We start from the raw sequence: 13144 nt of genomic DNA, 5'->3' as shown, positions 1-13144 counted from the left end.
TCCCCAGAGAAACAAGTGCTGCTTTGCCTGGATTATCGCCGGAAGCCTCCGGGAGTTGCGAGGCCGCCCCATGACGCACGGCATCAGGACCGTGCGGGTAGGCGGGAGACCGGCCGGGGGAGCGTGACGTACTCGGAGGGCTCGAAGTGCTCCACCCGGCGGCGGAAGGAGGAGGTGGTGCCGGGCCAGAGGGCGGAGTTGCGACCCGTGGCGTCCAGGTACCAGCTCCGGCAGCCGCCCTGGCTCCAGACCGTGCGGGACATGCGCGCGTCCAGGTCCCGGATGAAGGCGTCCTGCACGCCGGGATCAGGCTCCACGGCGGCGGCGCCGCGCGCGTCCAGGTAACGCAGTGCGCCCAGCACGTGGTCCAGCTGGGCCTCCATCATGAGGATCACGGACGTGTGGCCCAGGTTGGTGTTGGGCCCCTGCAGGAGGAAGAGGTTGGGGAAACCGCTCACGGTGATGCCCAGGTACGCCTTCGGGCTGCCCGCCCACACCTGCGCGAGCGTACGCCCCTCACGCCCCTGGATGTGGTGGCCCAGCGGCATGTCCGTCGGCTGGAAGCCGGTGCCGAAGATGAGCGTGTCCACCGGGTGCACGGCGCCGTCCCCGGTGACGACGGCGTCCTCGCGCACCTCGCGGAGGGGGGACGTGACGACCTCCACGTTGGGGCGCGTGAGGGCCGGCAGGTAGTCGTCGGAGACGATGACGCGCTTGCAGCCCATGGTGTACCGGGGCGTGAGCCGGTCCCGCAGCGCGGGGTCCGTCACCACCTGGCGCAGGTGCCGGAGCGCGAACCGCTGCCCGAGCCGGAGGATCCACGGGTGCTGGAAGCCCACGGCCAGGGCCTCGCGCAACAGGCGCAGCCCTTCGCGAAAGAGCCACCGCACGCCCGGCACCCGCCGGTACAGCGCGCGACGCGGGCCGCTGATGGGCTTGTCCCCCCGGGGCAGCACCCACGCGGGCGTACGCTGGAAGAGGACGAGCCGGCCGACCTCCGGCTGGATGGCCGGCACGATCTGCGCCGCCGAAGCCCCCGTGCCCACCACGCCCACGTTGCGTCCAGCCAGCGCGTGGCCCGGGTCCCACCTCGCCGAGTGCATCACCTTGCCCCGGAAGCGCTCCAGGCCGGGCAGGTGCGGGATGATGGGCTCGCTCAGCGCGCCCACCGCGGTCACGAAGACGTCCGCGGTGAGGGTGCCCTGGGACGTCTCCACCCCCCAGCGGCGCGTCGCCGGGTCCCACTTCGCGGAGAGGACCGCGTGCCCGAAGCGCAGGAAGGGCGTGAGCTGGAAGCGCTCAACGCAGTCGCGCAGGTATGCCTGGATCTCCCAGCCGGGCGAGTAGACGCGCGACCAGCCGGGGTTCGGGGCGAAGGAGAACGAGTACAGCAGCGACTGCACGTCGCACGCGATGCCGGGATAGACGTTGTCGCGCCAGACGCCGCCCACCTCGGCGGCGCGCTCCAGGATGACGAAGTCGTCGATGCCGTCCTGTTTCAGCCGGATGGCCATGCCCAGCCCTGCGAAGCCCGCGCCCACGATGGCGACGCGCACGTGTTGAGGAAGACGGGACGACACCGGCGGGACCTCCTGGCGACGGGGGCGCACCGGGCCCCCCTCTCTTCATGCTGTACACCGCCCGCCCGGCGCGGTCCCAACCTGTCTGCGGGTCGGACAGGTTTCCGGCGTGGGGAGGGAGCGGGCCCCCGGCCCGAGGTTCTTCAACTGGTCCGACTGTCGGACCAGTTCGAAGTGGGCGGGCGCCGGCGGGGCTCAGGGAGGAGGATGCATGCGCTAGGGTCCATGGTCCGTGGATCGATGCCCCTCGGGCAACGCGGAAGGACCCACCGTGCCCCTCGCGCCACGTCTGCGCCCCGTCACGCCCCAGGACGACGCGTTCCTCTTCACGCTCTACGCGAGCACGCGCGAACAGGAGCTGGCCGCCTGGGGCTGGCCGCCCGCGCAGGCGGAGCTGTTCCTGCGCATGCAGTACCAGGCTCAAGCCCGCCACTACGCGGCGAAGTACCCCTCGGAGGGCCATGCCCTCGTCGAAGTGGACGGGGCTCCCGTGGGCCGCCAGTGGCTCGTGCGCACGCCCACGGAGGTGCTGCTGGTGGACATGGCCCTGCTCCCCACGCATCGGGGACGCGGCCTGGGCACGTGGCTCTTGAACGGGCTTCAAGCGGAGGCAGCGCGGGCGCGGGTGCCCGTGCGGCTGCACGTCACGCGCGCCAACCCGGCGCTGCGGCTCTACACCCGGCACGGCTTCACGCCCGTGCCGGGAGGCGACGCGACGTCGCCCTACCTGGAGCTGGAGTGGCGGGCTCCGGAGGGCGACTCCGGAACCGGCGTCAGGTGAGCACGCCGGTCCCGTGACGGCCCGTGCTCACAGGCCCAGCAGCGACTCCGGCTCCGGGGCGATCGTCTGGAGGAAGTAGCCGCCCGTGCCTGCGGAGGGGTTCACGATCGTCGTCGTGGTCGGGACGGTACCACCTCCGTTGCCTCCGTTGCCGCCGCTGCCACCGCCACCACCACCCGGAGCTGCGCTGTTGACACCCAGATCGTTGGCTCCCGCCGCGCCTCCCGCCGTTACCACGGAGCCCGTCACACTGGGGGCCGTGGAGGAGATGAAGTGAACAATGCCACCACCACCACCTCCTCCTCCGCCTTCACCCGAGCCGCCATTGCCATCATAGCCGTTAGAGCCGTTACCGCCCTGAACACGGATGGTGCCGCCAAGCGTGATGTTCCCCTTCGCCGCGACCAACACAATGCCGCCCCCCCCTCCACCTGTGCCCACAACGGATACGTTCGTAACGGCTGTACTCACGCCGTCCTGTCCGCTCGCGTTGATGTTGGCCCCTGTGACGATGCGGATGTTGCTGCGCGAAGCCAGCAGCAGCGCGCCACCGCCCGCGCCACCTCCGGCACCAGCGTAGATGCGCGCACCAGCTCCGCCCGAAGCCGACTGAACCCGGCGCACCTGGGCACCCTGGAACGACGTCAGCCCCGCGCCGCCGTTGTAGTTGGTTGCCGCCGTCCGGGCGACACCCGTGGGCGCTTCGCCGTTGCCGACATCCTCCGCGCCTGGATCTACGTCAATCCGGCCGCTCACGGTGATGTCTCCCGTCGAGCGCAGCACCGTGCCGCTGGGGACCCTGAGCGTTCCCGCGATGTTGATGGTGGTGAACTGAAGGTTGAAGCCCGAGGGCAGCATGGACGCCGCCGAGGCACTGGTGAGATCCACCGTCTGCCCCACGCCCACGTTGAACGCGCCCGCCGAGCCATCACCGTAGAGCCCTTGCGTGCCCGACGGTCCCTGCGGCCCTTGCGGACCCGCGGCGCCCGTCGGTCCCTGCGGTCCCGCGGGGCCGGTCGCCCCCACAGGGCCGGTCGCACCGGTCGCGCCCGTGGGGCCCGCCGCGCCCGCAGGCCCCGCCGGACCGGTCGCGCCCGCGGGCCCGACCGCGCCCGCAGGCCCTGTCGCTCCCGTGGGACCCGCCGCGCCAGTGTCGCCCTTGTCTCCCTTCGCGCCCGCCGGTCCGACCGCGCCCGCAGGCCCCGTGGCGCCCGTGGGGCCCGCCGCGCCCGTGTCGCCCTTCGCGCCCGCCGGACCGACGGCGCCGGCAGGACCCGTCGCACCGGTGGGGCCTGTCGCGCCCGTGTCGCCCTTGTCACCCTTCGCACCCGCCGGACCCACCGCGCCCGCGGGACCCGTCGCACCGGTGGGGCCTGTCGCGCCCATGGGACCTGTCGCGCCCGTGTCTCCCTTCGCGCCAGCAGGGCCGATGGGGCCTACCGCGCCGGTGTCGCCCTTCGGCCCCTCCGGACCCGCCGGACCGACCGCGCCCGCAGGACCCGTCGCACCGGTGGCGCCCGTCGCGCCCGCGGGGCCCGTCGCGCCCGTGTCTCCCTTCGCGCCCGCCGGTCCCGCCGGACCGACGTCACCCGTGGGGCCCGTCGAGCCCGTGTCGCCCTTGGGTCCCGCGGGGCCCGTGTCTCCCTTCGCGCCCGCGGGCCCCATCGGCCCCACATTGCCCTGCGGCCCCATGGGCCCCATCAGGCCCATGGGCCCCTGGGGGCCCGTCGCGCCCGCCGGTCCCTGCACGCCCTGCGGCCCTTGAGGACCCGGAGCACCCATACCCGACAGGCCCTGCGGCCCCTGGGGCCCCATCAGGCCGGGCTCGCCCGTCGCGCCCTTCTCACCCTGCGGGCCGGCCGGTCCCTGGGGGCCCGTCGCGCCCGCGGGCCCCGGAGGACCCTCGGGTCCCGCCGGGCCATCACCCGTGCCTTCCGTGCAGGCGGACACCATCAACGTCGCGCAAAGCGACACCACGCGAAAACGAGAGAACGCCCCACGAAAGGGCATGAAGGCTCGAAGCGACATGGAACAGGTCCTCCCCAACGACAAGCGGTGCGGCGACGTGCGGCGTAGGAAAAAGGGGCCGCTACGGATTGTGAAGCTTCGCACACGCAGGGTTGGTTTGTCTGATGACGCGCCGCGCTCTTTCACCGGAGGTGCCGCCCATGGTCTGTTCAACGACCAACACCCACAGTCACACCAGGGGGCACCATGTCTGAGCCGTTCCTCGGAGAGATCCGGATGTTTGGAGGCGACTTCGCGCCGCGGGGTTGGGCCTTTTGCAACGGTGCGCTGCTGTCCATCGCGCAGAACCAGGCCCTCTTCGCCATCCTGGGCACGACGTACGGCGGCGACGGCAGGACGACGTTCGCGCTGCCGGACATGCGGGGCCGCTTCCCCATGGCTCCCGGCCAGGGCCCGGGCCTGGCACCGCACACCCTGGGGGAGGCGTCCGGCACGCCGGCGGTGACGCTCATCTCCACGCAGATGCCCGCGCACACCCACCCGCTGATGGCCAGCATGCAGGAGGGCAACACGGAGAGCCCGGAGGGCGCGTACCTCGCCGCCTATCCCGCGGGCACCACCCCCACGCCCTACGTCACGACCCCCAGCACGGTGATGGGCCCGCAGTCCGTGGGCATCGCCGGCGGCAGCCAGCCCGTGCCCATCCAGAACCCGTACACGGTCGTGAACTTCATCATCGCGATGGAGGGCATCTTCCCCTCGCACGGCTGACCGCCCCGGCCGGCCCCGCTCCCGTGCGACGGCGCGGGGTCGCGCGGCTCAGGTGCCCACCACCTCCGCGCGGGTGATGCGGTCCAGCCGGAAGTGCCGCCGCTCGCCGGACGCGAGGTCCACCGCGTCCAGCCGCGTCTCGTGCCGGTCCATCACCACGGACTCGACGCGCACCTCGCGCACCGTCTCCAGGAAGTTGCTGTCCACGTAGGTGATGCGCAGCGGCTGGCGCTCGAACCACGCGCGCTCCAGTGCTTCTCGCACGGGCTTGCGCGTGGGCAGCGATGGCACGCCCAGGAACGTCAGCTCGCGCAGCCGGGCCAGCAGCTCGCGCTGCGCGGACGTGGACAGCGCGGAGCGGACCTTGTCGAGCGCCGACTCCAGCGTCCCCGTGAAGGGCAGCAGCCGCATGTCGATGGCGAAGCGGCCCAGCGCCACCACCAGCGCCGCCTCGCGCGCGGTGAAGTTCACCGGCGGCAGGCTGTAGCCCCGGTCCAGCGCGTAGCCACCGCCCCGGCCCCGCTCCGCGCCCACCGGCAGCGCCGCGGCGCGCAAGGCGTCCAGGTCCCGGTAGATGGTCCGCACCGTCACGCTGAAGCGCTCGGCCAGCACCTCCGCGGTGACGCCGGTGCGCCGGCCCCTCAGGTACTCCGCGAGGGCGAAGAGTCGCTCGGTGCGTTGCATGGCCGCTGTATCCTGACATACCGCTGTCAGCCATGCGCCTCAAGCTGGGGCCGAGCCCCAGCGATGCGAAGCCCTTCCGACAGCGCCACGCCGCTCCTGTCCGCCCACCCTTGCGAAGCGGGCACCCGCGCGCCTAAGAGCGCCAGGAGCAGCGTCCGCGCGCCAAGCCTTCCGTCCCCCGAGTCCCCGCCCATGGTCCCGCCGCCCCATCCGCTGGAGGACGAGTGGTTGTGGGGATGGGACCCCACGCCGGGCATCGTGTCCGTGTGGGCGGAGCCGGATGGGCGCGCCTTCGTCTGGAAGCGGCAGCCGGGCACGCACGCGCGGCTGCGCGAGGACGCGAGGTACCGGCCCTGGGTGCTGCTCGCGTCGCTCCAGGACCTGGAGCACCTGGGCGACGCGCTGCGGCCCGAGGGCGCGCCGCCCATGCCCGGAGCCATGACGTACCGGGAGCTGGAGGGGCCCGGCGCGCTGCGCTTCGTCGTCAGCGCGGAGGACGGCCGCGCGCTCGCGTCCGCGGTGCTCAAGGGCGCGTCGAAGCGGTTGGATCAACGCGTGGGCCACCTGCGTGACCTGGGCCCGGCCGCGGCGCTGGTGCTGCCTCCGGAGGAGCAGTACCTGGTGGCCACCGGGCGCACGTACTTCCGCGACCTCGTCTTCGACGACCTGCGCCGGCTCCAGTTCGACCTGGAGACCACCGGGCTGGACCCGTCGAAGGACCGCATCTTCCTGGTCGCGCTGAGGGACCCGGACGGCCGCGCGGAGACGCTGGAGGTGACGGCGGATGGCGACGAAGGGGAAGCGGACCTGCTGCGCCGGCTGGTTGCGCGCATCCGCGAGGCCGACCCCGACGTGGTGGAGAACCACAACCTGCACGGCTTCGACCTGCCCTTCCTGGACCAGCGCGCGAAGCGGCTGAACGTGCCGCTGGCGCTGGGCCGCGCGGGGCTGCCGGGCCTGCGCCACCGCCCTTCCGCGAGAGGCGCCGCGCTGTACCGGGGCCCCGGAGGCCGGGACGCGGACCCCATGCGCCGCGCGCGCTACACCGTCCCCGGCCGCGAGTTCATCGACACGCTGGACGCCGTGCGCCGCCACGACTTCTCCGCGCGCGACCTGCCCGGCCATGGCCTCAAGGCGGTGGCGCGGCACCTGGGCCTGTCCGGGCCCGACCGCGAGCTCATCCCCGGCGCGCGCATCCATGACGTCTTCCTCAAGGACCCCGAGCGCGTGCGCCGCTACGCGCGCGAGGACGTGACGGAGGCCGCGGGGCTGGCGCACCTGCTGGGCGGCGCGGCGTTCGCGCTCGCGCGCATGGCCCCCCGGCGCTACGAGCGGCTGGCGGACGCGGGGCCCGCGACGGGCGTGTTGGATCCGCTGCTGGTGCGCGCCTACGTGCGCTCGGGCGCGGCGCTGCCCTCGCATGAGACCGGTGACGGCACGTCCCACAGCGGCGCGGCGCTGCACCTGTTCGCCACCGGCGTCGCGCGCCACGTGGTGAAGGCGGACGTGGCCAGCCTCTATCCGTCGCTCATGCGCGAGTACCGCATCGGCCCGCGGCGAGACCGGCTGAACGCGCTGCTCGCGCTGGTGGACCGGCTGGTGGATCAACGCCTGGACGCGAAGGCGAAGGCGAAGAAGGCCCCACCCCGTTCTGCGGAGCGCCACACGCACGAGGCGTTCTCCGCGGCGATGAAGATCCTCATCAACTCCGCCTACGGCTACCTGGGCGCGGTGGGCCTCACCCGCTTCTCCGACGTGCACGCCGCCAACGAGGTGACGCGGCGCGGGCGCGAGCTGCTGGGCCTGCTGTGCCGCGAGCTGGCGCACCGGGGCGTGACGCTGCTGGAGGCCGACACGGACGGCGTCTACTTCGCGGTGCCGGAGGACTGGACGGAGGCCGACGAGCGCCGCGTGGTGTCGGAGGTCGCGGCCCTGCTGCCGCCGCGCGTGCGGCTGGAGTTCGACGGGCGCTACGCCGCCATGCTGTCGCACGAACCGAAGAACTACGCGCTCCAGCCCTACGCCGGGCCGCTCTTGCTGCGCGGTGTGGCATTCCGCTCCAGCCGCGCGGAGCCGTACGGAGAGGACTTCCTGCGCCGCGCCCTCCAGCACCTCCTGGCCGGCGACGTGCGCGCCGTGCGTGACACCTACGTGGACGCGGTGATGGCGCTGCGCCGCCGCCAGGTGCCCACCTTCGAGGTCTCCGCGCAGGTGCGGCTGACCAAGTCCCCCTCGCAGTACCTGGCCACGCGCAAGCAGCGCCGGGAGCTGCCGTACGAAGCGCTGCTCACCAATGGCCGCGAGCACTGGTCCCTGGGCGAGCGCGTGCGCATCTACCGCGCCACCGGCGGCCGCGCGGGCCTGCTCCCGGAGGCGGACGCGGAGGACGGCGAACCCGGACCGCGGCCCGCCCCGGGCGACCCGGCCGGCGACGACGCGCGCGACTACGACGTCGAGTACTACGTGCGCCTGCTCAAGGACTCGTTCGCGGCCCGGCTCGCGCGAGCCCTCACCCCGGAGGACTTCGCCACGGTGTTCGCGGACCCCGACCAGCCCTCCCTCTTCACCCCGTCCCTCGCGGACGCGCGGCCCGTGCTCAACGTCATCCGGGAACCCACGGGCCCGGAGTTCGGTGAAGACGCCCCGGTGGTTGGAGCCCCGCCCTTGTCACCATGACTGGAACGTTGTCGTGTCCCGGTTCTTCCGGGAGGCGTGGGGAGGGTTCTGCTACGTTGCGTCAACCTCGATGGCCTTCTCGTTGATGACGCGTCCCACGCCGCGCGCGCTGGTGGTTCCCGGCACCGTGGCCCTGCTGCTCCTGCTTCCCTGGCTCATCTACTGGAGCGCGGTCATCCACCGCTATGGCCTGCGTGACGACTACGCCATCCTCCGCGAGGCGCGCGAGGAGCCGGGGAAAATCCTGCGCGTCTGCGCCTCGCAGGGCCGTCCGCTCTATGGCTGGATGCTGGAGGCGTCCGCGAAGGCGGCCGGTGGCATCGACGGATTGATGGGCTTGCGCCTCATGGGCGTCGCGGGCCTGGGCGTGCTCGCGGCGGCGGTGTTCCTGCTCCTGCGCAGGGAGGGTTGGAGGACGGGCTCCGCGGCGCTCCTGGCGGGGTTCCTCACGGTGACGCCGTCCGCGCAGGTCATCGCCAACTGGGGCATCTGCTGGCCGCAGGCGGTGGCGCTGATGCTGGGCCTGGGGGCGTTCGCCTTCGCCCGCCGCGCCATGGGCCCGCCGCAGGAGGACGCCCCCGTCCGGTGGCCGCTCGCGCTGGCCGCGGTGGGCTGCATGGCCACCGCGACGCTCATCTATCAGGTGAGCGGGCTGTTCTCCGCGGTGCTGCTGGCGGCGTCGCTGGTGGTGCACCGCGACGTGTCGCTGAAGGCCACCGCGCGCTGGATGCTCAAGCACCTGCTGGTGATGGGCGCCGGTCTGGCGCTCGCGTACGTCGTCACCCAGGTGCTGTTCAAGACGGGCGTCTTCCCGCCCTCGCCCCGGCTCACCTTCGAGAAGCACTGGGTGGACAAGACCGTCTGGGCGCTCACGCACGTGTTCCCCAACGCGCTCGCGCTGTCCGCGCTCAACGAGGCGCCGGTGGGCGACATGGACGGCTACCGGGCCATGGTGGTGCTGACGCTGACCCTCCTGGGCGTGGGCGTCGCCGTGGAGGGCCGCCGCTCGGGGCTGGGGGGCGTGGGGCGCTGGCTGCTGGCGCTGGTGGCGCTGTCGGGCGCGGCGTACTCGGTGAGCTTCCTCGCCGGGGAGCGGTGGCCCACCTACCGCACGCTCAACGCGCTCACCGGCGTGTGGGCGGTGTTCTTCGCCGCGTCGCTGGTGAACCTGGGCACCATCTGGCCGAAGCACGGCCCGCGCATGGCCACGGCGCTGCTCACCGCGTTCGTCGCCTTCAGCGCCTTGCTCGCGCACGAGCAGTCCCTGGAGCTGTTCGCCCTGCCCCAGGGCCGGGAGCTGGCGCTGATGGAGCAGGGCGCCAGCCTCGTCGTCCCGGACCGCAAGCCCCGCGTCTTCGTCCTCACCGCCCGGCAGTCGGACTCCACCGCGCCGTTCCACTACCTGGACGAGTTCGGCTCCGTCTCCGTGGACGCGGAGTGGGTGGCCAAGGAGATGCTCAAGGCCCTGGTGAAGGAGCGCTTTCCCCGGGAGCGCGACGTCAGCGGCCTCTACCGCTTCGCCGCCGGCCCCGTCGCCCCCGAGCCGCGCAACTACGACATCCTCATCGACATGCGCCGCCAGCACGTGAGCGCCGTGAGCCCCATCCTCCAGAAGCCCCGCTAGCCCCCCTCACGTCGCCAGGGCGCCCTCAGGGGAACCCCTCATGCGTGCGCGCGGCTCCCACCCGGATTTCCGGGGAGAGGCGCCGGACCGGGCGCTCTCGTGCCGTGTCGTGCAGGTTGGGCCCCACCGGACGCGTGAATCCGGGTAATGAATCGGGCAGTGACGTCCTGCGTTCCCCTTCCGCGACCGCGAGCCCCGGGGGTTGGCCCCGTCCCGCGCCGCGGAAGGAAGCCCGTGGTCCACCCGGCCCAAGGAGACGCCCGCTGATGGACGGTGAACGTCCGGTGCGGCACGACTGGGTGTACCTGGGCGCCGGCTGGGCGGAGCACCTGCGCACCCCACTGCTCCCGGACGTCGTCGTGCACGCGACCGCGTGGCGGGAGCAGGGCCGGCCCTTCGCCGTCGCCCGCCAGGACATGCCGGACAAGGACGACGAGCTGCGCTTGACGCTCACCCTGCCCGACCGCCGCCACCTGTCGCTGCACCTGGCCCTGCCCGCCGTGGAGCGCCGGCTGCCGCCGCCCACGGTGGAGGAGGCGCGCCCCTCCGCCCCGGAAACCTGGGGGCCCGCGCTGGACGACGTCACCGCCCTGGGCACCGCGCTGGACCTGACGGTGGGCGTCTTCGGCTCGCTGGCCTGGCAGCACCGCTCGGGCGTGCCCTTCGTGCGGCCGCTGTCGGACGTGGACCTGCTCTTCGCCCCCGCGCGCTGGTCGGACGTGGAGCGGCTGCTGTTCGGGCTGGAGGCGGTGTCCCGGCGCCACTCGGTGGTGCGCCTGGACGGCGAGGTGCTGCTGCCCGACGGCGGCGCCGTGTCCTGGCGCGAGCTGGCGCTGGAGCCCGAGCGCATCTGGGTCACCGGTCCCCGGGGCGCCACCACCCGCACGCTCCGCGAGCTGCGCGCCCTCTTCCCCACGGAGTCGTAGCCCCCAGGCCCCGGCGGCGTGTCGCTCCGCGTGAATACACGCGGTCGCGGCCACGTCACGCAGCGCGCGGCCACGACCCGTTTCCACCCGCCACCCCGAATGCCTCACAGGGTTTTTTCAGACCTGCGGGAGGACCGGGGCGCGTCACCCCTGGACAAACCTGCAAGAACCTGAAACCGGAGCCGCCGTTGCGCGTTTCGTCAACAAGTCCATGGGGTTGCAACGGCCGCAGGGCAGGCAGCAGGACGGCCTCCTGGCTTCCGGGCCCCTTGGACGGGGCGGCCAATTGTCTCCCTGTGAATGGTTTGGTAAAGGTTGTCTTTGGGAGCGCTTGGGGGCCTCCCGTCACGATGATGATGGGATTCTCCGTACAGCGCTGGGCCGCATGGGCCCCCGGCCTCGTCAACCCTGCCTCCTGGGAAACGTGGCTCGCGACGCCTCACCCGCTCCCGGCCGACGGTACGCCCGCGCTCTCCGCGATGCCCGCGATGATGCGCCGTCGGGTGGACCGGCTGGGACGCATCGCGTTGCAGACGGCGTATGACGCGCACGTGGACGCGCCGGACGCGCCCGTCCTCTTCGCGTCGCGTTACGGGGACCTGGCCCGCTCGGTGGAACTCCTGACGCAGCTGGCGCGCTCGGAGCCGCTGTCCCCCACGTCCTTCAGCCTGTCGGTGCACAACGCCATCGGCGCGCTCTACTCCATCGCGCGGGGCGACACGTCCTCGTACAGCGCCATCGCCGCGGGCGAGGAGACGGTGGAGGCCGCCTTCACGGAGGCGTGCGGCCTGCTGTCCGACGGCGTCCCCCGGGTGATGGTCGTCGTCTACGACGAGCCCGTGCCCACCCCCTGGGAGCACTTCTCCCGGGACGTGGCGTTCCCCCACGCGTGGGCGTGTCTCCTGTCCGCCAGCACCGGCCCGGACGCCATCCACCTGGGCTGCGCGACCACTCCCTCCGACGCGCCCGTCACGCGGCAGGAGCCCGACGCGCTCCCGGCGGACCTGCGCGCCCTGCGCTTCCTCGTCTCCGGAGCCTCGCGGTGGGAGCACGCCGCGGGCGCCCGGCGCTGGCGGTGGGAACGCCATGCTTGAGAAGCTCAACCGGCTGTGGCGCATCTTCGCCACCGGACTGTCCTTCGCCACCTTCGGGCTGGGCGGGCTCGCGCTGCGCCTCCTCTACTTCCCGCTGCTCGCGCTGTTCGTGCGGGAGCCCAAGCGGCAGCAGCGGCTGGCGCGGCTGGCGGTGCACCACACGTTCCGCTTCTTCATCGGCTACATGCGCTTTCTGGGCGTGCTGCGCTACGAGCTGCAGGGCGTGGAGAAGCTGGCGCGCTCCGGGCTGCTCATCCTGGCCAACCACCCGTCGCTCATCGACGTGGTGTTCCTCATCTCGCTGGTCCCCAACGCGGACTGCGTGGTGAAGGCGAGCCTGGCGAACAACCCGTTCACGCGCGGCCCCATCCGGGCCACGCGCTACCTGTGCAACGACTCCGGGCCCGGGCTCATCCAGGACTGCATCGCGTCCGTGAAGGCCGGCAACAACCTCATCATCTTCCCGGAGGGCTCGCGCACGCCGCTGGACGGGACCATGCAGTTGCAGCGCGGCGCCGCCAACATCGCGGTGCGCGGCCCCTGCGACATCACGCCGGTCATCATCCAGTGCGAGCCGCGGGGCCTCACCAAGGGCATGCCCTGGTGGAAGGTGCCCGAAAGGCCCATGCACTACGTCATTCGCGTCGAGGACGACATCCACGTGTCGTCCCAGGACGTGGACGCGGGCGAGGCGGCGAAGGCCGCGCGCCAGCTCACCACCCGTTTGCACGACCATTTCTCCAGGGGGAGCCAAGGGCATGTTGGAGCTTGAGCAGGAAATAAAGCGGCTGGTCATCGAGACGCTGAACCTCGAGGACGTGAAGCCGGAGGACATTGATCCGGCGGCTCCGCTGTTCGTCGAGGGCCTGGGGTTGGACTCCATCGACGCGCTGGAGCTCGGCCTCGCGCTGCAGAAGTCCTATGGCGTCGTGCTGGCGAGCGACTCCAAGGAGAATCGCCGTCACTTCGCCAGCGTTCGAGCCCTCGCGGATTTCGTCAGCACCCACCGTACCCGGTCCTGAAGCTCCCTTCTAAAACCC

11 protein-coding genes are annotated in these 13144 nt (G+C 72.6%); 8 read left to right on the top strand and 3 right to left on the bottom strand.

Annotation, left to right across the window (positions count from 1 at the left end; genetic code table 11):
* Positions 1-83 precede the first annotated feature (83 nt).
* Positions 84-1580 carry a flavin-containing monooxygenase gene (locus JYK02_RS03815; protein ID WP_347402418.1) on the bottom strand — a complete coding sequence of 499 codons (1497 nt, stop codon included), beginning with the start codon at positions 1578-1580 and terminating at the stop codon, positions 84-86.
* Between the two features lie 271 nt (positions 1581-1851).
* On the opposite strand from JYK02_RS03815, the gene JYK02_RS03810 reads away from it, so the two are divergent.
* Complete coding sequence (locus JYK02_RS03810) at positions 1852-2361, top strand: GNAT family N-acetyltransferase (RefSeq protein WP_207048473.1); 510 nt, start codon at positions 1852-1854, stop codon at positions 2359-2361.
* 27 nt (positions 2362-2388) lie between these two features.
* On the opposite strand, the gene JYK02_RS40330 is transcribed toward JYK02_RS03810, so the two are convergent.
* A complete protein-coding gene (locus tag JYK02_RS40330) occupies positions 2389-4389 on the bottom strand; it encodes a collagen-like protein (protein WP_277991223.1) in 2001 nt (666 codons plus the stop codon).
* A gap of 186 nt (positions 4390-4575) precedes the next feature.
* Here JYK02_RS40330 and JYK02_RS03795 point away from each other — a divergent pair, with 186 nt between their 5' ends.
* A complete protein-coding gene (locus JYK02_RS03795) occupies positions 4576-5100 on the top strand; it encodes a phage tail protein (RefSeq protein ID WP_207048472.1) in 525 nt (174 codons plus the stop codon).
* Between the two features lie 48 nt (positions 5101-5148).
* Here JYK02_RS03795 and JYK02_RS03790 read toward each other — a convergent pair whose 3' ends face one another.
* The gene (locus JYK02_RS03790) at positions 5149-5784 is read right to left on the bottom strand and encodes a helix-turn-helix transcriptional regulator (RefSeq protein WP_207048471.1); all 636 of its coding nucleotides are present in this window, start codon (positions 5782-5784) and stop codon (positions 5149-5151) included.
* 192 nt (positions 5785-5976) lie between these two features.
* Here JYK02_RS03790 and JYK02_RS03785 point away from each other — a divergent pair, with 192 nt between their 5' ends.
* The 6 genes from JYK02_RS03785 (at position 5977) to JYK02_RS03760 (ending at position 13126) form a co-directional block, all read left to right on the top strand.
* Positions 5977-8460: a ribonuclease H-like domain-containing protein gene (locus JYK02_RS03785; protein WP_207048470.1), complete on the top strand. Its 2484-nt coding sequence runs from the start codon at positions 5977-5979 to the stop codon at positions 8458-8460.
* Positions 8461-8530: 70 nt separating this feature from the next.
* Positions 8531-10084, top strand: a complete 1554-nt coding sequence (locus tag JYK02_RS03780; RefSeq protein WP_207048469.1) for a DUF6541 family protein — start codon at positions 8531-8533, stop codon at positions 10082-10084.
* 266 nt (positions 10085-10350) lie between these two features.
* Positions 10351-11010 carry a malonate decarboxylase holo-[acyl-carrier-protein] synthase gene (mdcG, locus tag JYK02_RS03775; RefSeq protein ID WP_207048468.1) on the top strand — a complete coding sequence of 220 codons (660 nt, stop codon included), beginning with the start codon at positions 10351-10353 and terminating at the stop codon, positions 11008-11010.
* A gap of 350 nt (positions 11011-11360) precedes the next feature.
* Positions 11361-12104 carry a beta-ketoacyl synthase chain length factor gene (locus JYK02_RS03770; protein ID WP_347402417.1) on the top strand — a complete coding sequence of 248 codons (744 nt, stop codon included), beginning with the start codon at positions 11361-11363 and terminating at the stop codon, positions 12102-12104.
* Positions 12097-12876, top strand: a complete 780-nt coding sequence (locus JYK02_RS03765; RefSeq protein ID WP_207048467.1) for a lysophospholipid acyltransferase family protein — start codon at positions 12097-12099, stop codon at positions 12874-12876. The genes JYK02_RS03770 and JYK02_RS03765 overlap by 8 nt, the downstream gene beginning before the upstream one ends.
* Positions 12863-13126 (top strand): phosphopantetheine-binding protein, encoded by a 264-nt coding sequence (locus JYK02_RS03760; protein ID WP_207048466.1) that lies wholly within the window; start codon positions 12863-12865, stop codon positions 13124-13126. Before JYK02_RS03765 ends, JYK02_RS03760 begins: the two co-directional genes overlap by 14 nt.
* Positions 13127-13144 lie beyond the last annotated feature (18 nt).

The organism is Corallococcus macrosporus (genome assembly GCF_017302985.1).
In the GTDB taxonomy this organism is placed as follows: Bacteria; Myxococcota; Myxococcia; order Myxococcales; family Myxococcaceae; genus Corallococcus; species Corallococcus macrosporus_A.
This window is presented reverse-complemented; position numbering and strand designations above follow the sequence as displayed.

Coding starts and splice junctions, on each gene's coding strand:
- JYK02_RS03765 (WP_207048467.1), top strand. CDS start 12,097: ATGCTTGAGAAGCTCAACCGGCTGTGGCGCATCTTCGCCACCGGACTG.
- JYK02_RS03760 (WP_207048466.1), top strand. CDS start 12,863: ATGTTGGAGCTTGAGCAGGAAATAAAGCGGCTGGTCATCGAGACGCTG.
- JYK02_RS03770 (WP_347402417.1), top strand. CDS start 11,361: ATGATGATGGGATTCTCCGTACAGCGCTGGGCCGCATGGGCCCCCGGC.
- JYK02_RS03785 (WP_207048470.1), top strand. CDS start 5,977: ATGGTCCCGCCGCCCCATCCGCTGGAGGACGAGTGGTTGTGGGGATGG.
- mdcG (WP_207048468.1), top strand. CDS start 10,351: ATGGACGGTGAACGTCCGGTGCGGCACGACTGGGTGTACCTGGGCGCC.
- JYK02_RS03780 (WP_207048469.1), top strand. CDS start 8,531: ATGGCCTTCTCGTTGATGACGCGTCCCACGCCGCGCGCGCTGGTGGTT.
- JYK02_RS03790 (WP_207048471.1), bottom strand. CDS start 5,784: ATGCAACGCACCGAGCGACTCTTCGCCCTCGCGGAGTACCTGAGGGGC.
- JYK02_RS40330 (WP_277991223.1), bottom strand. CDS start 4,389: ATGTCGCTTCGAGCCTTCATGCCCTTTCGTGGGGCGTTCTCTCGTTTT.
- JYK02_RS03795 (WP_207048472.1), top strand. CDS start 4,576: ATGTCTGAGCCGTTCCTCGGAGAGATCCGGATGTTTGGAGGCGACTTC.